The sequence below is a fragment of the Staphylococcus pseudoxylosus genome (assembly GCF_003697915.1).
Lineage (GTDB): Bacteria > Bacillota > Bacilli > Staphylococcales > Staphylococcaceae > Staphylococcus > Staphylococcus pseudoxylosus.
On the sequence record NZ_RCVN01000001.1, the window covers coordinates 102,962 to 126,951 of the forward strand.

The window sequence follows — 23,990 nt, forward strand, 5'->3', positions numbered from 1 at the left end:
ACGCTCCTTTTTATTGTAATGAGTCTAAATAGCCTTGCAATATAAAGACCGCAGCCATTTTGTCGATTACTTTTTTTCGTTTCTGTCTAGAAACATCTGCTTCAAGCAGTGAACGTTCTGCAGCCATAGTGCTTAAGCGTTCATCCCACATGATTATCTCTAATGATGGCAGTGCTTCTTGAAGTTGCTCCTTGTATTGTAACGAAGCCTCGCCTCGAAATCCAATAGAATTGTTCATGTTTTTTGGTAATCCGATAATTACGGTACCAACTTTCTCTTTTTGTATAATATCTACAAGTTGATTTATACCTAATTCATTTTTTTCTTCGTCTATACGGAGTGTATCTAATCCTTGGGCTGTCCAACCCATAAGATCACTTATTGCAATGCCAACAGTTTTACTACCTACATCTAAACCAATAATTTTATGTTTTAACATAAATTAGTTAGTTTTCTCTTGTAAATAACTAGAAACTAATTCTTCCATAATATCATCACGATCAATGCGACGTATTTGATTTCTAGCTTCATTATGACGTGGAATATAGGCAGGGTCGCCTGAGAGTAGATAACCTACGATTTGATTTACTGGATTATATCCTTTTTCTTTCAACGTATTATAGACATTTTGTAACACTGTTTTGACATCTTCTTTTGGAATTTCATCATAATTAAATTTCATTGTTTTATCAAAATTTTCCATGTACAACACTCCTTTTGTATCGAGATAAAAAAGTTCTTATTCTCATTCTACATGAGAATGGCTTGAAGTTATAGCGATTTAATGTAATCTTTAATAAATCGTAATGCTTCTGTTATGTTTTCTGGCTGAGTTCCGCCACCTTGAGCCATGTCTGGGCGACCTCCACCTTTACCACCTACAATTGGTGCCATATTTTTAATAATATCACCAGCTTTTACTCTATCAGTAAACGCTTTTGGTACAGTTGCTACTAAAGATACTTTGCCATCTACATTACTAACGAGTACTATCACTGTATCTTGTAATTTTGATTTGAAGTCGTCCATCGTTTCACGTATAGCTTTAGCGTTAGGCACTTCAACTTCGGTAGCAAGGAATTTCAAACCGTTAATTTCTTCAACTTGGTTTGTAATGTCTCCCATCTTCAGTGAAGTAACTTCTTTATTTTTTTGTTCTAGTTGTTTCACTAATTCTTTTTCTTCTGTTTGCATTTGTATTACTTTATCTAATACTTGGTCATCTGTTTTAACTTTCACTTGAGTTTTAACAGCATTAAATTGCGATTGTATCGTTTCTAAATATAGAAAAGCTGATTTACCAGTTAAAGCTTCTATTCGTCTAACTCCAGCACCAGTACCAGATTCACTTACGATTTTAAATAGACCGATTTCAGAAGTGTTATTAACATGAATACCGCCACACAACTCAATTGAGAATGGTGCCATATTTACTACTCTGACTACATCACCGTATTTCTCACCAAATAAAGCCATAGCACCTATTTGTTTAGCTTCTTCTATAGGCATTTCTTGGATATTAACTTCAATGCTGTTCCATATTTCTTCATTAACTCTGCGTTCTACTTGATCAATTTCTTCTTGAGTCATAGGGCCGAAATGTGAAAAATCAAATCTTAAACGCTCTGCTTCAACCAATGAACCAGCTTGATTAACGTGTTCGCCCAACACTTCTTTTAATGCTGCATGTAATAAATGTGTTGCACTGTGGTTTTTCTTAATTGCACTACGGTCTTTATGGTTAACACTTGCAGAAACTTCTGCATTTGTTTTTACTGTACCAAATTGAATTTCACCTTTGTGTAAGTTTTGGCCATTAGGTGCTTTCGTAACTTCAGTTACTGCAATTTCAAAGTTTTCATTACTTACTTTACCTTGATCGGCAACTTGACCACCACTTACTGCATAAAATGGCGTCTCTTTAAGGATGAAGTAAACAATCTCACCAGCTTCTGCAGTATCAACTAATTCGCCATTATAAATGATATCAGTTATTGTAGTAGCTCTGTCCATTACATCATAACCAACAAACTTACTTTCAGTCGTAATTTTCTTCAATACTTCACTTTGCACTTGCATTGATTGTGAATTTTGTCTTGCTTGTCTAGCTCTATCTCTTTGTTGCTGCATTTCAGATTCAAATGTGGCCATATCTACTGTTAAATTTTCTTGTGTTGCAATCTCTTCAGTTAGTTCTACAGGGAACCCGTAAGTATCATACAGTTTAAAAGCATCTTTACCACTAATTTCATTAGATTGTTCTTTTGCTTGAGCCACAAGATTATTTAAAATAGCAAGCCCTTCTTCTAATGTTTCGTGGAAACGTTCTTCTTCAGATTTAATTACACGTTTAATAAAATCAGACTTTTCTTTTACATTTGGATAATATGGTTCCATAATTTCAGCAACTATATCAACTAATTGATACATAAATGGTTCATTGATATCTAAAGATTGGCTAAATCTCACCGCACGACGTAACAAGCGACGTAATACATAACCACGGCCCTCATTAGCTGGTAATGCACCGTCAGCAATTGCAAATGCAATCGTGCGAATATGATCTGATATAACTTTAAATGCAACGTCATATGCATCTTTTTCTAAATATTTTTTCCCTGATAGTGTTTCTACTTCACGGATTATTGGCATGAATAAATCTGTTTCATAATTTGTACGTACATTTTGAGCTAATGACGCCATTCTTTCTAATCCCATACCCGTATCAATGTTTTTATTTGGGAGGGGTGTATATGTGTGGTCTTTATTATGGTTAAATTCACTAAACACTAAATTCCAAACTTCAAGGAAACGTTCATTCTCTCCACCTGGATACATTTCTTCAGCTGGATCATCTTTACCATAACTATCTCCACGATCATAGAAAATTTCTGTATTAGGACCTGAAGGACCTTCACCAATGTCCCAGAAATTTCCTTCAATTCTAATAATTCTACTTTCCTCTAAGCCAATGTCCTCATTCCATATACGATACGCTTCAATATCTTCTGGATGTACAGTCACATATAACATTTTAGGGTCCATGGCCATCCATTTCTCACTAGTTAAAAATTCCCATGCAAATTCAATTGCTTCTTTTTTAAAATAATTACCAATTGAGAAATTACCTAACATTTCAAAAAATGTATGATGACGTGCAGTAAACCCTACATTTTCAATGTCATTTGTTCTAATTGCTTTTTGTGAATTCACAATACGTGGTTTTCTTGGCGTTTCCCTACCATCAAAATATTTTTTTAACGTTGCTACGCCAGAATTAATCCATAGTAAAGAATCATCATCAATTGGAACTAATGGTGCTGATGGTTCAACCATATGACCTTGTTCTACAAAATAATCGATAAAATTTTGTCTAATTTCACTTGCTTTTAAGTTTTTCATACCTTAAATTTCCTCCATCTCAACTCAAGTTATAACAGTAATTCATAAAAAATGAAAATAAAAAACGCCCATCCTCATAAAAGGGACGAACGTTTCGCGGTACCACCCTAGTTATAAGCATCAGTAAATCTTTATAGACGTCGTTGTTAAAATGATGCAATTCAACAGTCTTAACAAATTTACTAACATACACTTATCACTCAATTAGTTATTATGCTTACTGACACAAAGTAGCTTTCAACTATATTCATTGTACTTTTCACCAACCAGTACATCTCTTGGGATAAAACATAGTTTACTTATCTTCATGCGAAGTTATTTATATTGTATTTATTTTCAACGACAATGTCAATCTTCAACGAAGTCATATGGGGAAAACTCTCCCATATTAATCATAGGATTTATTTTAAATATATTTTCTTCAGACAATATAATATCTGAATCAAAGGATTTACTAACATCAGCACTTTCAGTTTCTTCATCATTATTAAAATATGCTTGAAGAAAAGCACACAATTGTGTCATTCTCACTTGGCCGTGCGTCTTTAGGCCAATATCAAATGCTTGTGGGTCTCCTAAGAACACAAGCGACTGTTTAGCACGTGTTAAACCTGTATATAATATAGGTTTTTGAAGCATTCTAAAGTACTGTTTAACCATTGGCATAATAACGATTGGAAATTCTGAACCTTGTGACTTATGAATTGATGTACAATAAGCGTGTGTTAATTCCATTAAATCTTGCCGAACAAATGTAATCTCATTACCTTCAAAATCAACTACCAAAACATCTTTATTTAACGCATTTTCTTTAGCCCAGAAGATACCTACAATAACGCCAATATCACCATTAAATATATTATCGCTTGGTCGGTTAACAAGTTGTAAGACCTTATCACCTTTTCTAAAGACAATGTCACCAAACTCAATTTCTCGAGTATCCCGTTCTTTAGGATTCAAGATATCCTGCAATACTGTATTTAGTTTCTTAATACCTGCAGATCCTTTATACATCGGAGCTAATACTTGAATATCACTCATATCATAACCTTTATTCACTGCACTAGATACTACTTTTTCAACAACAGAGGGTATCTGTTCTGTTGTACAGTTTATAAAATTACGATCATGAAATCGTTGTGTAATATCAATTGCTTCACCTAGTTTCATCCTATGCGCTAATTCAATAATACTTGAACCATCTTGTTGACGGTAAACTTCAGTTAAATTCACACGAGGAATTACTTTCGAATCAATTAAATCCTTAAATACTTGACCTGGTCCAACAGATGGCAGTTGATCTTCGTCCCCTACTAGTATAACTTGCGCATCAATTGGTACAGCACTTAAAAATTGATGAAATAACCAAGTATCAACCATTGACATTTCATCAATTATGATAAGTTTGGCAGAAATTTCATTATCTAAAATATCTTCTGGTTGCGTATCTTGATTCCAACCTATTAGGCGATGTATCGTCATAGCCTCCAAACCAGTTGACTCTGACAAACGTTTTGATGCTCGTCCAGTTGGCGCACCTAGAACGACTGGATAATCATCATTTTGATAATCATCATAATCTAATGATAAGCCATGCAACTCTGCATACAGTTCGACAATACCTTTAATGACAGTAGTTTTTCCTGTACCTGGCCCACCTGTCAGCAACATTATTTTAGAGTTAATCGCTGTTTGCAAGGCTTCTCTTTGTGAATCTGCATATGTAACATTATTGCGATCTTCAATTTCACCGATTTCAAGCAGTAAATCCGATTGCTCAATTTCTTTAAGTTTATTTGTATAAGTAAAATTACGATATAAATTTTGAACGCTTTTCAGTTCTGAATAGTACAGACTTGGAATAGCGACTTCATTTTCTTGCTGGATTAATTTAGTGTCATTTACTAGATCCTGTAAAACTTGCTCAAGTTGCTGTGTTTCTATTAATTCGCTTGGTGGTTGTGATAACATATCTTGAGTCATCTCTAGTACATTATGAGTTGGTAAATAAGTATGGCCTTGTTTTATGCATTCTTCTTCTAGCACATAAAGTAAACCTGCTTTAAGACGTTCTACATCGTTAAATTGAATGCCAACATTACGCGCTAATGTGTCCGCCTTATTAAAACCGATACCTTTGACGTCATATACAAGTTGATAAGGCTTGTTTTCAACCACGTTGAGCGTTTCTCCTAAATATGCTTGGTATATAGCCATTGCTAGCTTAGGTCCAAAACCTAAATCATGAAGTCGAATAATAATTTGTTCTGTTTCTTGATTACTTGCGATTTGTTCAGCAATTTGTTTTTGTTTCTTTTTAGGTAAGCTAGGTACTTGTTCTAATACAGTTGGATCATTTAATATGTCACTAATTGCATTTTCACCTAATTTATTTACAATACTTTGTGCTGTTTTTTTACCTATTCCTTTAAAAAGGTCACTGGATAAATAACTTATAATTGCTTCTTTCGTTTGTGGTAACTCTTTTTCAAATGTTTCAGCCTTTAATTGTTTACCATATTTCGCATGCGTAACGACTTGGCCTTTAAATGTATAAACGTCACCTTCTGCAATATCTGGAAAAAACCCTACAATTGTAGGCATTGAATCGAATGTTTCGTTGGATTCAATCGTATCAACTTTTAAAACCGTATAAAAATTTTCTTTGTTTTGAAACAAAATCGCATCAACGGTCCCTTTAATCATTGAATTATTAAATAGTGTAGGGTTTTCCATAAGTTATTCCTCCTCTGCGATAGATTTAAAAGTTTTAATAGCATGATGGCTCATGACATGATCTGGATTGGCATCGACAGCCGCTTCAAAGTGACGAATAGCTTCGTCAGTATTCTCCGTTTGCATATAAGTCGCTAAACCTAAATTATAAAGCGCATCTGCATGTTTATTATCAATTGCTAATACTCGGTTTAGCTGGTCAATAGCTGGTTCAAACATTTCTAAATGACATAATACAAGCCCGTATTGGAATTGTACCTCAGCATCATCACGGTCATCTTGTTCCGCTGCAGTCATTAGGAATGGTAAAGCTTCGTTAAATGCTTCTAGTTGATTGAAAGACATTCCAATCATGTAATTTGTATCAACTTTATCAACGTTAAATTTCAGCGCTTGTTGGTATAATTTTATTGCTTCATTAAAACGACCTTCATTGTAATATACATTACCTAAATTATAATAAATTGCACCGTTTTCCGGATCTAAAGTGATTGCTCTTTGAAAGAATTTTTCAGCTTTTTCTACTTCTCCCGCTTCAGCCAATAATATTCCAGCATTTATGTAATTTTCAACTTCTTTTGGACTAGCTTCTATATTTTCAAATAATGCTTTAAGTGCTTCTTCAAAATTACCCTGTTTAATTAATTTATATATTTGCTCTTGATTCAACTTTAACCCTCTTTTCTGACTATTAATTATAACATTTACTCATTTTTTTGAAATATTAATTTCAAAAAAAGAAATCGCTAGATACTATATTATATAGTCTACTAACGATTTCTAAATAATACTTCATCTTTTGGTTTATAAAACGTAACTTAATTGTCCAGATTCTTTGAAAACATCATCAATTGTAGCACCGCCAAGACAAACATCGCCATCATAAAGTACAACAGATTGACCAGGCGTAATCGCACGAACAGGTTCATCGAATACTACACGAATTGCGTTATCACTCTCTCTTTGTACAAATACTTTGGTATCTTTTTGACGGTATCTGAATTTTGCAGTACATTCAAATCCGTTTTCCAAGCCAACATCATTTACAAATGAGATATCTGACGCAATCAAGTAGTCACTGTACAATGCTTCATGGTGGAAACCTTGTTCAACATATAATACGTTATCATTTAAGTTTTTACCAACTACAAACCATGGATCACCGTCTCCACCAATACCTAGGCCATGACGTTGTCCGATTGTATAATACATTAGTCCAGCATGCGTACCGATTTTTTCACCTTGTAGTGTTCGCATTTCTCCAGATTGTGCTGGTAAATATTGTGAAAGAAATTCTTTGAAATTACGTTCACCAATAAAACAAATACCTGTTGAATCTTTCTTTTTAGCAGTTGCTAAATTTTGTTCTTCAGCAATACGACGTACTTCTTTTTTATCGATATCACCTATTGGGAACATTACACGAGATAATTGATCTTGTGATAATTGATTTAAGAAATAAGTTTGATCTTTATTGTTATCCACGCCTCTTAACATTTCAACGTGTCCATCCTCATGACGATGTACACGTGCATAATGACCTGTAGCAACATAGTCAGCACCAAGTTTTAATGCGTGTTCTAAAAATGCTTTGAATTTAATCTCTTTATTACACATTACATCAGGGTTTGGCGTACGTCCTTTTTTATATTCATCTAGGAAATACGTAAATACTTTATCCCAGTATTCTTTCTCAAAATTCACTGCATAGTATGGAATATCTAATTGATTGCATACTGCGATGACATCATTATAATCTTCAGTAGCTGTACATACGCCATTTTCATCAGTATCATCCCAATTTTTCATGAATATACCTATGACATCATAACCTTGTTCTTTTAACAAATGTGCTGTAACGGAGCTATCTACGCCACCAGACATCCCAACAACAACTCGTGTATCTTTATTTGACACTTACACGTCCTCCTTAAATTTATGATAAATTTTATGAATTTCTGTAGCTATATATTTTATTTCTTGTTCAGTTGTTTGTTCATTAAAACTAAATCTTACTGAATGTTTTGCACGATTATCTTCTTCATCATACATTGCTTGTAATACATGTGATGGTGTTGTAGTCCCTGCAGTACAAGCTGAACCTGATGAAACATATATATTGGATAAATCTAATAAAGTCAGCATTGTTTCTACATCTATAAATGGTAAATATAAATTTACAATGTGACCAGTTGAATCTGTCATAGAACCATTTAATTCAAATGGGATTGAGCGTTCTTGTAATGAAACTAAGAATAAATTTTTAAGATTCATTAAATGAACATTGTTTTCGTCTCTATATTGGTTTGCAAGCGTAACAGCTTCAGCTAATCCAACAATTTGCGGTAAATTTTCAGTACCAGCTCTACGTTTAGCCTCTTGTTCTCCACCTAATTGTTGATACTTTAATGAAGTACCTTCTTTTAATAGTAGTATGCCAACGCCTTTAGGACCACCAAATTTATGTGCAGTAATACTCATAGCATCAATATCAAATTCATGAAAATCTATTTCTAAATGACCAATCGCTTGTACTGCATCAACATGAAACAGTGCATTGGATTTACCAACAATTTCTTCAATATCGTACATTGGTTCGACAGTACCTACTTCATTATTAACAAACATGATTGAAACTAAAATCGTCTGTTCTGTAATAGCATTTTCTAATTGCTGAAGGTTGATTATACCTTGTTTATCAACATCTAAATATGTGACTTCAAAACCTTCTTTTTCTAGTTGCTCAAATACATGGAGTACAGAATGGTGCTCAATTTTGGAAGTGATAATATGTTTTCCTCTGTGCATCTGGTCATAAGCCATCCCTTTAATAGCAGTGTTATTAGATTCTGTCGCACCGCTTGTAAAAATCACTTCACTTAGTTTTGCGTTAAAAGAAGATGCAATTGTACGACGTGCTTCATCTAAATACTTTCGTGCATCTCTTCCTATACTGTGAATGGAAGACGGATTACCATAATGAACAGAATAAATATCCATCATTTTATCAATTACTTCTTGCTTAACTGGTGTTGTAGCAGCATAATCTGCGTATACTTCCATGCTTGACACTCCTTAAATTTTTATCAATGTTCCAATGATAGCACCATATAATTAATTTTTCTAGTTGTCTGTTTCAAAATGACCATTTTCATCAATATCTTTAAAATCCTCTAATAATTTCATAGTGTTTTTAATATCTGATGGTTGTTTACTATTCAATGACATATTTTGCAATCGCTTATCATTAATATGCCAGTGCGTAGCAGTGATTTTTGATTGTAAATACTGATCATGTGTAACGATAAGTACTTGACCTTGAAAACTTTCAATCATTTTTAATATTAAATCTTGCGTAGCTATATCAAAATAATTGGTTGGTTCATCTAAAATAAGAAGATGTGGGTTGGAGAAATATAATAATACAAACTGCAATCTACTTTTCTCACCCATGGATAAAAATGCGATAGGTTGCTTAATTTTTTCCTTATCAAAATCAAAAGAAGCTAAAATCGTTTGCGCTTCACTACGAGTCACACTGTCCAATGCCATCACCATATCTAATGGACTGCTGTTAAAGTTCAAGTTGTTATTTTGCTGGTCAAAACTAGCCGTTTTAAGCGATGGTGTAATATATATATCACCTTTATCCGGTTTTATGTCTTGTTTAATCATTGCGATAAATAATGATTTACCACTACCATTCGGACCCGTTAAAAGAATATTTTCCTTATTTTTCATTTCAAAATTAGCATTCCTATAAATTTCCTGTCGATTTATAGTTATACTAACATTTTCAAATCTAATTAAGCTGCGCTTTCGTAAACGCGTTTGCTCATTAAAATGAAAATCCCTATTATCATTTTCGGGCGCTTCAATTTGTTTTTCATTAATCTTTTGTTTTAGTTGTGATTCCTTTACTTTAGCTTTTTGAGCTAATTTACTTAATCTTTTTTGTTGTATTGGATCGCGCACACTAGTTGATTTTTGTGAAGCTGAGTGCCATTCATTCACCCGTCTAATAGTCGCTTCAAGTGCTTTGATTTCTTTTTGTTGTTTTTCATAAGCGTTGACTTGTGATTGATGAGCCAAATCTACAACTTGTTTATAATGATCATAATTACCTTGAAATTTTCTCGTTCCGTTACGCGTTATTTGATAAATGTGTGATGCCGTTTGATTGATGAAACCTCTGTGATGAGACACAAAAACGATAGTCTGTTTAGATCTATTTATATTCGTTATCAAATTATCTAGCATTGTCATATCAAGATGATTAGTAGGTTCATCAAGTAATATTAACGATTTTTTTGATAAGAATGCTTTTAATATCGCTACACGTGTTTGCTGTCCTCCGCTAAGCGACTCAACTTTTTTATCTAAGTCGATTTCCGTTAAATCAAATAATTTTGCTTGCGTAATGATTTCTTGTTCAAATTCATAGCCTTCCAATGCAACGTAATCACTTATTTTTTCATAATTATATCGTATTTCTTTTTTCAATTGAGCTAATTGTGGTTTTAGAAATAGGATAAAATCCATTGCTGACATCTCATAATAATCAGTCATATCTTGTTCCATTAAATATGCACTTTCTTTATAAGTATCCTTAAGCGCATGCAAGAGTGTTGATTTTCCAACACCATTGTCCCCTAAAAATGCAACATGTTCCCCTTCTTCTATCTCAATTAGCACCTTATCAATCAGTATTCGTCCATACTGTTCAAATGGTTTTTGTTCATAATAAAAAGACATATCAATACCTCCACTTTTAGGACATGACATATCTTTACCGTGTTATATATTACTTTGTATGTGGTTGCTTAAGTATTTTCACGTAATTTAGACAGGGTCATATCCCATAACTTTTATTTATATTTAATTGGTTTGTATATTTCTTATGAGATTTATCCATTGTCTTAATTAAGCCACCTAACGTTTTAATTTTGTATAAGTATAACAATGAGCAATTTCTTACGCAAGTTTTAAATCGCCTGTTATACTACTTTGTATTAACAAGCTCAAGGAGGATTACGATATAAAATGAACAATTTAAAATTATCTGCGCTTAACTTAGTACCAATCCGCGAAGGTCAAGATGATCAAGCAGCAATCAAAGATATGGTTAAACTTGCGCAAGATTTAGAAGCACTTGAATTCGAACGTTATTGGATAGCTGAACACCACAACGCTCCTAATCTAGTTAGTTCGGCAACTGCATTATTAATTCAGCACACACTAGAACACACTTCAAAAATACGTGTCGGTTCTGGTGGTATTATGTTACCAAATCATGCACCATTAGTTGTTGCAGAACAATTTGGAACAATGGAAACTGTTTTCCCAAACCGTGTAGACCTTGGATTAGGACGTGCGCCAGGCACAGACATGATGACTGCTAGCGCTTTACGTAGAGATCAACATAACGGTGTTTATGAATTTCCAGAAGAAGTTGAACAACTTTCAACTTACTTTGGCCCAGCTAATCAGCAAGGATATGTACGTGCCTATCCAGCTGTTAATAAGCAAGTACCACTTTATATACTTGGTTCTTCTACAGATTCAGCACATTTAGCCGCACGTAAAGGCCTACCTTATGTCTTTGCTGGCCACTTTGCACCGCAACAAATGAAAGATGCGATACAAATATACAATGAACTATTTGAGCCATCTGACGTACTAGACAAACCTTATGTTATTGTTTGCCTTAATGCAGTTGTTGCAGATACAGATGAACAAGCTGAATACTTAGCAACTACGCAAGCACAAGTAATGGTGAGCATCACTAGAGGCAGAATGCAACCTGTACAACCACCAACTGATGATTTAAAAGGGCTCTTAACGCCTACAGAATATGAAATTGCAAAACAAAGAATGCAACAATCCTTAATCGGATCTAAAGAGACAGTTAAAGCTAAAATTCAAGACTTTATCAAAGAACACGGTGAAATAGATGAACTGATGGCGATTAGTTATATTTATGATCAAGACGCACAGCTAGATTCTTATAAAAAACTAAAAACAATTGTCGAAGAGATATAATTTATTAAATAAGCCAAGACTTTTCACAATTCAATGTTTAATATTCATCCAAACAGTAATTAAGTAAGGGAATATACGAAATATAAGATTAAAATTTTAATTACTTTATAAGTGTTTATATTTTGAAATTCATTATAGTTAAATTTCAAAATATAAACTTGCGATTATTCCATACTAGATTGTCACATGCTATATTATTGTCCTTCACATATTGTCACAACCTATCACAAAAATTAATGCCTACTAAACAGTGGAAAGCTTATGTCTAGTTTTTATCCGATGTTTAGTAGGCATTATTTATCATAGTTTTTAATTGCAAATAAAAAGGAGCAAGACATCATTATGTCTTACCCCCTCTTCATTATCCTATTTGTTTACAACAAACATTATTTTTTATCGTCTTTTTTGTCATCTTTTTTATCGTTATCACTGCCGCCAGTGAATTTATCGATTTGTTCAGATGCTTGTTTTGCTTTTTCATTGTCTGTATCTTTTAATTTATCTGATACATTTTTTGCAGTTTCTTTTGCTTTATCTAAAAAGTTTTCAGCCATTTAAAATCTCTCCTTTAATAGTCATAAATTATAGATTATTTTTTAAATTTATCGATAACATCATTAGCTTTATCTTTTGCATTTTCTACAAATTTTTTAGCTTTACCAGAAGTTTTATCTTCTTTACCTTCGTTTTCTAGTTCTTTATTGTCAGTAACGTTACCTAATGTTTCTTTCACATTACCTTTTGCTTGTTCTACTTTGTTTTCGTCTGCCATGTAAATTACCTCCTTAATGATGTATATATTGTACATACCACTAATTTTAATAAATAAACATCTCAAACATAGATTAATAAATATTTTTCAAAATTGTTATATCATTAATATAAAATGATATTTCTGTATAATTTAGATATAGAACATGTACCCATCTAGATTATTTGTATCTTTATACTCTGCTAAATATTTTAATGATGTATTATCTAGCACATCTCTTACTGCGTCTCTCATTCTAATCCAAAGTTGTTTTTGAGCAGGTGGTTCTGAATCAATACTTTCAACGAATGTGATTGGACCTTCTAATAAACGAATAATGTCACCCGCTGTTATCTCTTCAGATGGTACTCTTAACTGGTAACCACCTTTTGCACCACGAACACTTCGAATTAACCCGGCATTTCTCAATGGACCGACTAATTGCTCTAAATACAGATCGCTCAAATTATTTTCTTCCGCAATAGATTTTAAAGACACACACCCTTGACCTTCTTTTTTAGCAAGAGATATCATTAGTGTTAACCCATATCTTCCTTTAGTTGAAATTTTCATTATATTACCTCACTTAATTCGAATACTATATAATAACATTCTATCACTTTTTACGTTAATATAGAATTAGAAAGGTGTGAAACATTGTGTCAAACGAACCACTAGCTTCAAGAATGCGACCAATCAACATTGATGAGATTATATCTCAAGAGCATTTAGTTGGTCCAAAAGGCATTATCAAAAGGATGGTAGAAACCAAAAGATTATCCTCAATGATTTTTTATGGACCACCTGGTATCGGTAAAACAAGTATTGCTAAAGCTATATCAGGAAGTACTCAGTTTAAATTCCGTCAATTAAATGCAGTTACAAATACAAAAAAAGACATGCAACTTATAGTTGAAGAAGCCAAAATGTCTGGGCAAGTTATTTTATTATTAGATGAAATCCATCGTTTAGATAAAGCTAAACAAGATTTTCTATTACCACATTTGGAAAATGGAAAAATTGTGCTTATTGGGGCTACGACATCAAATCCATATCACGCAATAAACCCTGCCATTCGTTCAAGAGCTCAAATATTTGAACTTTATCCATTAGATGAAGATGACATCAAAGCTTCATTGAATAGAGCTCTAAATGACGAAGAACGTGGCCTAGCAAGTTATAATCCTATAGTGGACGAAGACGCGATGGCCTATTTTACAACTCAAAGTCAAGGTGACGTTAGAAGTGCTTTAAATGCATTAGAATTAGCAGTTTTAAGTTCAGATACAACAGATAACCAATGTCACATCACCTTACAAGATGCTAAAGATTGTCTACAAAAAGGAGCTTTTGTAAGTGATAAAGATGGCGACATGCATTATGATGTGATGAGTGCGTTTCAAAAATCAATTCGCGGTAGTGATGTAAATGCTGCACTTCATTATTTAGCACGCTTAATTGAAGCAGGCGACTTACCAACAATCGTTAGGAGATTGTTAGTAATAAGTTATGAGGATGTTGGCCTCGCCTCTCCTAGCGCGGGACAACGCACATTAGCTGCTATCGAATCAGCTGAGCGTTTAGGCTTTCCAGAAGCTAGAATACCCTTAAGTCAGGCTGTTATTGAACTCTGCTTATCACCTAAGTCTAACTCTGGCATTGCTGCTATTGACGCTGCCCTTTCTGATATACGCAAAGGTCATATAGGACAAATTCCTGATCATTTAAAAGATGGACATTATGCTGGCGCTAAAGAACTAGGACGTGCTATTGGTTATAAGTATCCTCACAGTTATGACAGTGGATTTATTCCTCAACAATATCTACCTGATAAATTAAAAAGTAAAATTTATTATGAACCGAAAACGACTTCTAAAAGTGAGCAACAATTCAAATCAGTTTATGAAAACATCACCCAAGCGCAACAAAAATAAAAAATTCTAGATTTAAATTAGAAAAACAGAGGTTGAGATTATTGCATCTCAACCTCTGTTTTATATATATATAATATTGGATAACTACATACTAAATATGACTTTATATTTTATCTTTAATACGTGAAACAGGTATATCTTTTAAAATATCATTAACAACATAGCTGGCGCTAATCAAACCAACTACACTTGGGACAAATGCATTAGAAGATGGTGGGATTTGCCCTTTTCTCGTGGGTGCGTTTGCGTCACCTACAGTATCTTTAACATCTTCTCTTATTACTATGGGACTTTCATCTGAAAACACGACAGGTATGCCTTTATATATGCCAAGTTTTTTCAATTTACGACGAATAATTTTAGCCATTGGATCCATATACGTTTCAGAGATATCAGCAATCTTAAATCGTGTTGGATCTGTTTTATTTGCAGCACCCATACTGGAAATAACAGATATGCCTCTTTCCAAGCATTCTTTCATTAAATGCACTTTATACATAATAGTATCACTTGCATCAACAAAGTAGTCAATATCATAATTATTGAACAAAGCTTCGTATGTTTCTTCTGTATAAAACATATGTAATGAAGTTACCTTACATTCAGGATTAATCAACTTAATACGTTCTTCCATCAAAGTAACTTTACTTTGTCCAACTGTAGTTGTTAATGCATGTAATTGACGATTCACATTAGTGATGTCAACATCGTCTTTGTCTATTAAAATGATATGTCCGATATTAGTACGCGCTAGAGCTTCGGCAGCAAATGAACCAACACCTCCAACGCCTAAAATCACCACAGTTTTTTGTTTTAATAATTCTAAACCTTCTTGGCCATAAGCCAATTCATTTCTTGAAAATTGATGTTTCATGCCATTCTCCTTAATAATAAGAGCAATTAAATATAATTTTTACATTTGAAGTTCTTTTTTCTCTTATTGAATTTAATATATTTATTTTATTTCAATTTAATTAAAAATATCAAGTTTTGTATTTTATATCAAAAAAATACGCAAGACCGAAGTCTTGCGTACCGATAGAGTCCATAAGTGCCGTAGTTATAAAATGCTTGATCATTCGGCCTGCTTAAAACAGGTGGGTGCCCTGTTTCTTGTTTTGCAAGTCCTCCTAATGAGGCGTGTGCGCTGCAAGAAAACCCATTGGGCTCCCGGATCAAAGAGTGTTAGGCCCAAATATAAAGCAAACATACGAACACTACAGATGACTATCTTATGGGATTAATAATAACACAATATTTGAAATTAGCAAGAATAAAAGCTTATAACAAAAATTAATGTCTAATACGTAATGACAATTCTTCTAATTGGCTTTCAGATACTTCGCTTGGTGCATTTGTTAATAAACATGTAGCTGAAGCCGTTTTAGGAAATGCAATTGTATCACGTAAGTTTGTACGACCTGTTAATAACATTACTAGACGGTCTAATCCAAGCGCGATACCGCCATGTGGTGGCGCACCATATTTGAATGCATCTAGCAAGAAACCAAATTGTTCTTGCGTCTGTTCCTCAGTAAAGCCTAATACTTCAAACATTTTAGATTGTAAATCACCATTATGAATTCTGATAGATCCGCCACCTAATTCATAACCATTTAATACAATATCATAAGCGTTAGCTTGTGCATTTTCAGGTTCAGTATCTAATTTAGCGATATCTTCTTGTTTTGGTGCAGTGAATGGGTGGTGAGCTGCAGTATAACGTTTTAAGTCTTCATCATATTCTAGTAGCGGCCAATCTGTTACCCATAGGAAGTTTAATTTAGATTCATCAATTAAATCTAACTCTCTAGCTAACTTAAGACGTAATGCACCTAAACTTTGTGCAACAACACTTGGTTTATCCGCTACAAATAAAACTAAGTCACCTGGCTCTGCTTCAGTTAATGTTTGTAGTTTAGCAACGTGGTCTGCTTCAAAGAATTTAGCAATTGGACCGTTCACACCTTCATCAACGACTTTTACCCATGCTAAACCTTTAGCACCATAAATATTTACAAATTCAGTTAAACCATCAATATCTTTTCTCGTATATTGATCTGACGCACCTTTTGCAACTATCGCTTTAACTTGGCCATTATTAGTCACAGCATCTTTAAACACTTTGAAATCCATGATTTCTCCTAATTCTGATACGTCTATCAATTCCATACCGAAACGTGTGTCTGGTTTATCTGAACCAAAGCGTTGCATTGCTTCATCATATGTCATTCTAGGGAAAGGTCTTGGAACTTCGACATCTTTTACATCTTTCACTACATTTTGGAGCATTTCTTCTCCCATTTCCATAACGTCTTCTTGATCTACAAAACTCATTTCAATATCAACTTGTGTAAATTCAGGTTGACGATCAGCACGTAAGTCTTCATCACGGAAACATTTTACGATTTGATAATATTTATCGAAACCGCCAATCATTAATAATTGTTTAAATAGTTGTGGTGATTGTGGTAATGCATAGAATTCACCGTCATGTACACGTGAAGGTACTAGATAGTCACGCGCCCCTTCAGGTGTTGATTTAGTTAGTACAGGAGTTTCAATATCGAAAAAGCCCTCTTTGTCTAAGTATTGTCTGATTGAACGTGTAGTTTGGTGTCTCATTTTAAATGTTTGCGCTAATTCTTGACGTCTTAAATCTAGATATCTATATTTTAATCTGATATTTTCATCAACGTTTTGATTCTCTTCATTCAATGCAAATGGAGGTGTTTCTGCTTTGTTTATAATTTCAATATCTGAAACTTGTACTTCTACCTGACCTGTAGCAATTTTCGGGTTCACTGTTTGAGGATCACGTTTCTTGACGATACCTTTAACTTGAACTACATATTCAGATCTCACTGTCTCAGCTATTTTTAATGCTTCTTCAGAAAAATCAGGATTAAATACGACTTGTACATATCCTTCACGGTCTCTTAGATCCACAAAAATCAGACCGCCTAAGTCTCTACGGTTGTGTACCCAACCTTTTAATATTACTTCTTGGTCTAATAATGATTCAGTTACTAAACCACAGTATGTTGTGCGCTTACTCATGATATCTTCTCCTTAGTTTTTAAAATAATTTATAATTGCATCTAAATTAATAGTTTCACTTTCACCTGATTGCATATTTTTAACATTTATTTTATTATCTTCTAATTCTTGCTCACCTATAACAATAGTATAATTTGCTTTTAATCTATCGGCTTGCTTCATTTGCCCTTTTACTTTACGTTGTAAATAATCTTTGTCGGCTTTAATACCGTTTCTACGTAGATCATTAAGTAATTTGACAGCATAACGATCTGCTTCTTCACCCATAGTTACGATAAATAAATCAAAATCATGATCAACATCAAGTTCGATTTGTTCCTCGTCTAAAGCTAATAATAACCTTTCTATACTTAACGCAAATCCAATACCCGTTTGACTTGGTCCATCTAACAATTCTAGTAAACCATTGTAGCGACCACCACCACATAATGTTGTAATCGCACCATCATAATTTGGGTTATCAATCATTAATTCAAATGCTGTATGCGTATAATAATCTAAACCTCGAACCAAGTTAGGGTCTTCTACATAAGGTACACCTAAATCATCTAAATGTTGCTTAACATCAGCATAATATTTTTGAGATTGTTCATTTAAAAATTCAGTGATTCTAGGAGCAGTTTTAATAGCTTCTTTGTCCTTATCAACTTTACAATCTAATATTCTCATTGGATTTGTGTGTAAACGTGCCTTACAGTCATTACAGAAATCATCAATTACAGGTTCAAAATGTCTAACTAGTGCATCATTATATTCGCGACGTGATTCAATGTCACCGATACTATTAATCACTAATTTTAAATGCTTCAATCCAAATGATTGATAAATGTGCATAGCCATCGCTAAAATTTCAGCATCTATACCTGGATCTTCAGCACCAATGGCTTCAACACCAAATTGTGTAAATTGACGATAACGCCCTTTTTGTTTACGTTCATATCTAAACATTGGCCCATTGTAATATAATTTAATTGGTTGATTAGGCAAACCTTGCATCTTATTTTCAATATAAGAACGTACTACCGCTGCTGTGCCTTCTGGGCGTAGCGTAATACTACGATCTCCTTTATCTTTAAACGTATACATTTCCTTCTGGACCACATCTGTCGAATCACCTACACCACGTGCAAATAATTCCGTACTTTCAAAAATTGGTGTACGAATTTCTTGATAATTATAAACTTCCATTAACTCATCTAATCTTGATTCAATATAACGCCATCTTTTTGTTTCGTCTGGTAAAATATCTTGCGTCCCTCTAGGTATATTTATCATAGAATCTCTCCTTTTATGCAATAAAAAAACCCTTGCATGACTAATAAGTCATACAAGGGACGAATTTCCGTGTTGCCACCCTAATTGATTATAAACGTTAGGTTTATAATCCACTTCATACGAATAACGCTCGCTAAACGGCTTTTATCAAAGCACCTGTTCTTGTGTTCAATTTCTCAAAACTACTATGCATAATTTTTCAGCCAGGAATTATGTCTCTTCGCATATTTGCTACCATTTCGTAAAGAAAATTCAAGAATCATATCGGTTTTAATATAGAATTCATATTTAATAATAACCAGTTTATGAGAATTATGCAACCTTTTTATTCTGAAAAATATGCACGCAAGCCATCGACAACTGCTTTTTCAAGTATATGTCTGTGCAATTGATCCGTAATCATATCTTCATCAGTAGGATTACTAATATAACCTAATTCTAATAATACAGCTGGTACATCTGTCTGTCTCAATACTTGGAAATTTTCCTGTCTAGCACCTTTATTTGTCAGTAATGCTCTTTTTTGCAAACTAGCATTTAATGTTTCGGCTAATGCCTTTTGATTATCTTTGAACCAATAAACTGTGCTGCCGTTTGCTTTAGATGACTTTAATGAATCATTATGTATACTAATATAAGCATCACCTTTTATGTTTCGCTCATCAAGACTAACGTATTCATCGCTTTCACGAGTCATGTTAACTGTAGCACCTTCTTTTTCCAAAAGTGATTTTAGTTCTTTAGCAGTTTTTAAAGTGTATACTTTTTCGATACTTTTTTTATTTGTATTACTTGATGCTCCCTGGTCACTACCACCGTGACCAGGATCAAGTACTATCGTTTTATCTTTTAAAGGTTTGGCATTATGGTTAGCATCTGCTTCAATATCTAAATTCGTATGCCATCCTGCTACCCAACCTTTTTCTTTCTTGTTAGAAGATTCTACTTCTATCCACTTACCTGTCTTACCTATTTTTTGGAAGTTTTGCCCTTTATCGATGTTATTAATAACTGGATAGGCCGAGCTTGGACCAGTTCTTAGTTCAGCATCTTCAGTAACATAGATACTACTACTATTCTCATCATTATGATTTAAGAAAGAGATGATCATAATGATAAAGACAACAAATGTTACAATGACAATTAGCGCGGGGAAATTTTTAAGTTTATTTTTTTCTAGCCAAGTATTGATTTTTTTCATATAATTTTGCCATCCTGACTTTCATAAATAATTGTTACAGGTCCATCATTGGCAATATTAACTAACATGTCTGTTCCAAATTCACCTGTCAACACATTTATTCCATAAGAACGGAGTGTTGCATTTAATTTTTCATATAATTCATTAGCACGTTCTGGGGGCATGGATTGGGTAAACCCAGGTCTATTACCTTTTCTAACATCTGCATAAAGTGTAAATTGAGAAATAGATAAAATCTCTCCACCAATTTGTTGAAGGTTTAAGTTTAACTTTCCATCCTCATCCTCAAATAATCTTGCATTGAGGATTTTTTTAGCTAATGTAGCTATATCTGCTTCTGTTGAAGTTTTACCAACACCCACAAGCAAACAGTAGCCTTTATTTATTTTGTTTTCAATAGAATCATTTGAAACTGATGCTTCTTTGACTCTCTGGACTACTATTCTCATTTAGTTACACCTCTAATTCCAAACTCTTGTTACAGTATATACATCTCCAAGTTGCTTGATTTTATCTACAACTTGATATACTTCATTCACATTTTTAACCATTACACTAATATTTATCACTGCATTCTTATCGATATCAGAGCGTCCAGATACTTTTACTAAATTACTTTGTGTTGAATTAACTGCTTGCAACACTTCATTAAGTAAACCGTTTCGATCATATGCAGAAACTTCTAAATCCACTTGATAACGTTGGGTTGAATCTTTAGAACGTACCCACTCTACATGAATCAGACGTTCATTTTCATTTTTTATATTTGGACAATCTGTGCGATGCACTTTTATACCATGGCCTTTTGTGATATATCCTACAATATCATCACCAGGGATTGGATTACAACATTTTGATAATCTAATTAAAACATTTTCAATACCTTCAACATAAACACCACTATCAGTCGTTATATCCTCTTTGATAGGTACTGATTTAGTTATCTCTTGAGCTTCATTTAATGCTTTTTGTTTATCTAAAATACGTTGTTTTTCAGTCAGTTTATTAACAATTTGCAATGCTGTCACGCCACCAAAACCTACTGCTGCAAACAAATCATCTTCATTAGCAAAATTGTATTTATTGTTGACAATTTCGATATTTTCATCTGTTAAAACTGCATCCACTCTAAAGCCTTGATCTTTAATTTCAGCCTCAACCATAAATTTACCTTTTTCAATGTTTGAAGAACGGTCTTGTTTTTTGAAGAAACTTCTAATTTTACTCTTAGCACTTGATGATTTTACTATTTTCAACCAATCACGACTAGGGCCATATGAATGTTTACTTGTTCTTATTTCAACAATATCTCCTGTTTGTAACACATAGTCGATTGGTTCAATTTTGCTATTTACTTTTGATCCAATCATTTTATTACCAACTTCACTGTGAACTGCATAAGCAAAATCAATTGGCACTGCACCATATGGTAATTCAATGACATCACTTTCAGGTGTAAAAGCATAAACTTTATCACTTTGTAAGTCGAATTTTAGCGTTTCCATAAATTCTTCTGCATCAGAAGTAGTATTATCAGTTTCAGCTAACTCTTTGATCCAATTTAATTTTTTATTGAAACTTTGAGATTTTTCGGTAACTTTTTTGCCCTCTTTATACGCCCAGTGCGCTGCTACACCGTGCTCTGCTATCTCGTGCATTTCATAAGTTCTAATTTGAATTTCTAGTGGATCACCATTTGGTCCTACTACAGTAGTATGTAAGGATTGATACATATTTTGTTTCGGCATGGCAATATAGTCTTTAAATCTTCCAGGCATCGGTTTCCACAATGTATGAACAAGGCCTAAAACAGCATAGCAATCGTTAATGGAATTAACAATCACTCTAATTGCTAATAAATCAAAGATTTGATCGAATTGTTTTTTCTGTTTAACCATTTTTCTATAAATGCTATAAATGTGCTTGGGACGCCCGTTTATGTCCCCAATAATATGCATATTGGACAAATCATTTTGTATTTGGTTAATAGCATTTTGAATGTATTCTTCTCGTTCGCTACGTTTCTTCTTCATAAGATTTACTATTCTGAAATATTGAACAGAATCTGTATATCTTAGCGCAGTATCTTCCAATTCCCATTTAATAGTGTTAATACCTAATCTATGTGCCAATGGCGCATAAATTTCAAGTGTTTCTTTTGAAATTCGAATTTGCTTTTCTCTAGGCATTGCTTTCAATGTTCTCATGTTATGTAAGCGGTCTGCTAATTTGACTAAGATTACCCGCACATCTTTAGCAATCGCTATAAATAATTTTCTATGATTTTCTGCTTGTTGTTCTTCTTTTGAACGATACTTCACTTTTTTTAATTTAGTTACACCCTCAACGATAACTGCAATTTCTTCATTAAACATGCCCTTCACATCATCAAATGTATAAGGTGTATCTTCTATAACATCGTGTAAAAACCCTGCAACAATGGTTGGACCATCTAAATGCATTTCAGTCAAAATGCCCGCAACTTGAATTGGATGCATAATATACGGCAAACCATTCTTTCTAAATTGGCCTTCATGTGCCTCATAGGCTATGTGGTAACTTTTCAACACATATTCATACTCTTCCTTAGATAAATATGATTTTGCTTTGGATAGTACTTCATCGGCACTATATGGATATTCATTGTTCACTTAAGACACCCCTATACTAAATATTAATCGCTATTAGATACCCAGTATTATATTTCGTTAGCTTCAATTAATTTTTGTTTAATTATGATTGTAACGTATTTTAACGTTATTCGGCCAAATTATGTATAATAGTTATATAATACTACATGTTAATAAATAAATAAATGAGTATGCGATACTAATAGTAAAATATGATTTATTTTCTGGAATAATTAATGCCTCACGTCACTTATTACATATAGCAAACCCTCTCGTACTATTAGCCTTAGCTCTAATTTAATCACAGTCAAATAATACTATAGCGCTCATTTTGTTTAGTGCGATTAAACTAAAAAAATACACCCTCATTTAGAAAATGAAGATGCACTTTTATTTTTAAGCAATGTTGGTAATTCAAGCCTTTAACTTAATTGTGCTGATTATTCATCATATGAGATTAAACTCATAACATCGTAGTCTCTGATTTTTTCTATGCCATTTAAATATTTAAGTTCAATAATAAATGCAATACCTACCACAATGCCACCCAATTGTTCTATTAGTTTAATAGCCGCTTCTATTGTTCCACCTGTCGCAAGTAAATCATCCGTAATCAATACACGTTGACCTGGTTTAATCGCATCTTTATGCATTGTAAGTACGTTTGTTCCATATTCCAAATCATATTCATAACGAATTACTTCTCTTGGTAATTTACCTTCTTTTCTTACTGGAGCAAAACCTATCCCCATTGAATAAGCTACTGGACAACCAATGATAAAACCACGTGCTTCTGGTCCAACGATAACATCAACATCTCTGTCTTTTGCGTATGCCACGATTTGATCAGTAGCATAACCATATGCCTCACCATTATCCATAATCGTTGTTATATCTTTAAAATTAACGCCTGGTTTTGGCCAATCTTCAACCTCAGACACATATTGTTTTAAATCCAT

General features: G+C 33.4%; 20 protein-coding genes and 1 other RNA gene. 2 read left to right on the forward strand and 19 right to left on the reverse strand.

From position 1 onward, the window contains the following. Window positions 1–10: 10 nt before the first annotated feature. The 8 genes from ruvX to sal all read right to left on the reverse strand — a co-directional run bounded on the left by ruvX (window position 11) and on the right by sal (window position 10,893). On the reverse strand, window positions 11–439 hold the full coding sequence (ruvX, locus tag D9V42_RS00545; protein WP_017724646.1) for a Holliday junction resolvase RuvX: 429 nt from the start codon (window positions 437–439) through the stop codon (window positions 11–13). Between the two features lie 3 nt (window positions 440–442). After that, window positions 443–703 carry an IreB family regulatory phosphoprotein gene (locus D9V42_RS00550; RefSeq protein ID WP_017724647.1) on the reverse strand — a complete coding sequence of 87 codons (261 nt, stop codon included), beginning with the start codon at window positions 701–703 and terminating at the stop codon, window positions 443–445. 68 nt (window positions 704–771) lie between these two features. Continuing rightward, window positions 772–3,402 carry an alanine--tRNA ligase gene (gene alaS, locus D9V42_RS00555; RefSeq protein WP_122062437.1) on the reverse strand — a complete coding sequence of 877 codons (2,631 nt, stop codon included), beginning with the start codon at window positions 3,400–3,402 and terminating at the stop codon, window positions 772–774. Between the two features lie 348 nt (window positions 3,403–3,750). Beyond that, the gene (gene recD2 / locus D9V42_RS00560) at window positions 3,751–6,138 is read right to left on the reverse strand and encodes an SF1B family DNA helicase RecD2 (protein WP_122062439.1); all 2,388 of its coding nucleotides are present in this window, start codon (window positions 6,136–6,138) and stop codon (window positions 3,751–3,753) included. A 3-nt stretch (window positions 6,139–6,141) separates the two neighbouring features. Continuing rightward, window positions 6,142–6,807, reverse strand: a complete 666-nt coding sequence (locus tag D9V42_RS00565; RefSeq protein ID WP_107555753.1) for a tetratricopeptide repeat protein — start codon at window positions 6,805–6,807, stop codon at window positions 6,142–6,144. Window positions 6,808–6,942: 135 nt separating this feature from the next. After that, the gene (gene mnmA / locus D9V42_RS00570; protein ID WP_122062441.1) at window positions 6,943–8,055 is read right to left on the reverse strand and encodes a tRNA 2-thiouridine(34) synthase MnmA; all 1,113 of its coding nucleotides are present in this window, start codon (window positions 8,053–8,055) and stop codon (window positions 6,943–6,945) included. Further along, window positions 8,056–9,201, reverse strand: coding sequence for a cysteine desulfurase family protein (locus D9V42_RS00575; RefSeq protein ID WP_122062443.1), 1,146 nt, complete (start codon window positions 9,199–9,201; stop codon window positions 8,056–8,058). It lies immediately after the preceding gene. Window positions 9,202–9,261: 60 nt separating this feature from the next. Next, window positions 9,262–10,893: a Sal family ABC-F type ribosomal protection protein gene (sal, locus tag D9V42_RS00580; protein WP_122062445.1), complete on the reverse strand. Its 1,632-nt coding sequence runs from the start codon at window positions 10,891–10,893 to the stop codon at window positions 9,262–9,264. 288 nt (window positions 10,894–11,181) lie between these two features. Here sal and D9V42_RS00585 point away from each other — a divergent pair, with 288 nt between their 5' ends. Then, window positions 11,182–12,180: an LLM class flavin-dependent oxidoreductase gene (locus D9V42_RS00585; RefSeq protein WP_122062447.1), complete on the forward strand. Its 999-nt coding sequence runs from the start codon at window positions 11,182–11,184 to the stop codon at window positions 12,178–12,180. Window positions 12,181–12,566: 386 nt separating this feature from the next. Here the strand turns inward: D9V42_RS00585 and D9V42_RS15215 are convergent, their stop codons facing one another. From D9V42_RS15215 to cymR, 3 genes are all read right to left on the reverse strand, one after another. After that, window positions 12,567–12,734 (reverse strand): hypothetical protein, encoded by a 168-nt coding sequence (locus D9V42_RS15215; RefSeq protein ID WP_167456072.1) that lies wholly within the window; start codon window positions 12,732–12,734, stop codon window positions 12,567–12,569. 35 nt (window positions 12,735–12,769) lie between these two features. Beyond that, window positions 12,770–12,952 (reverse strand): CsbD family protein, encoded by a 183-nt coding sequence (locus D9V42_RS00590; RefSeq protein ID WP_122062449.1) that lies wholly within the window; start codon window positions 12,950–12,952, stop codon window positions 12,770–12,772. A gap of 132 nt (window positions 12,953–13,084) precedes the next feature. After that, window positions 13,085–13,504: a cysteine metabolism transcriptional regulator CymR gene (gene cymR / locus D9V42_RS00595; RefSeq protein ID WP_017724657.1), complete on the reverse strand. Its 420-nt coding sequence runs from the start codon at window positions 13,502–13,504 to the stop codon at window positions 13,085–13,087. Window positions 13,505–13,590: 86 nt separating this feature from the next. Between cymR and D9V42_RS00600 the strand changes: the two genes are divergently transcribed. Further along, window positions 13,591–14,865 carry a replication-associated recombination protein A gene (locus D9V42_RS00600; protein ID WP_167456073.1) on the forward strand — a complete coding sequence of 425 codons (1,275 nt, stop codon included), beginning with the start codon at window positions 13,591–13,593 and terminating at the stop codon, window positions 14,863–14,865. Between the two features lie 103 nt (window positions 14,866–14,968). Here D9V42_RS00600 and D9V42_RS00605 read toward each other — a convergent pair whose 3' ends face one another. From D9V42_RS00605 to D9V42_RS00640, 8 genes are all read right to left on the reverse strand, one after another. Next, a complete protein-coding gene (locus D9V42_RS00605; RefSeq protein WP_039068301.1) occupies window positions 14,969–15,739 on the reverse strand; it encodes a tRNA threonylcarbamoyladenosine dehydratase in 771 nt (256 codons plus the stop codon). Window positions 15,740–15,903: 164 nt separating this feature from the next. Beyond that, window positions 15,904–16,094, reverse strand: a non-coding RNA gene (gene ssrS / locus D9V42_RS00610) — 6S RNA. 64 nt (window positions 16,095–16,158) lie between these two features. Beyond that, entirely contained in the window at window positions 16,159–17,925 is a 1,767-nt protein-coding gene (aspS, locus tag D9V42_RS00615) for an aspartate--tRNA ligase (protein WP_107555759.1), read from the reverse strand. Between the two features lie 12 nt (window positions 17,926–17,937). Next, window positions 17,938–19,200 (reverse strand): histidine--tRNA ligase, encoded by a 1,263-nt coding sequence (gene hisS, locus D9V42_RS00620; RefSeq protein ID WP_122062451.1) that lies wholly within the window; start codon window positions 19,198–19,200, stop codon window positions 17,938–17,940. A 325-nt stretch (window positions 19,201–19,525) separates the two neighbouring features. After that, a complete protein-coding gene (locus D9V42_RS00625) occupies window positions 19,526–20,401 on the reverse strand; it encodes an N-acetylmuramoyl-L-alanine amidase family protein (protein WP_122062453.1) in 876 nt (291 codons plus the stop codon). Beyond that, window positions 20,398–20,850 carry a D-aminoacyl-tRNA deacylase gene (gene dtd / locus D9V42_RS00630; RefSeq protein WP_107530503.1) on the reverse strand — a complete coding sequence of 151 codons (453 nt, stop codon included), beginning with the start codon at window positions 20,848–20,850 and terminating at the stop codon, window positions 20,398–20,400. Before dtd ends, D9V42_RS00625 begins: the two co-directional genes overlap by 4 nt. Window positions 20,851–20,862: 12 nt before the next feature. Further along, entirely contained in the window at window positions 20,863–23,052 is a 2,190-nt protein-coding gene (locus tag D9V42_RS00635; RefSeq protein ID WP_122062455.1) for a RelA/SpoT family protein, read from the reverse strand. Window positions 23,053–23,471: 419 nt separating this feature from the next. After that, window positions 23,472–23,990, reverse strand: coding sequence for an adenine phosphoribosyltransferase (locus tag D9V42_RS00640; RefSeq protein WP_107530505.1), 519 nt, complete (start codon window positions 23,988–23,990; stop codon window positions 23,472–23,474).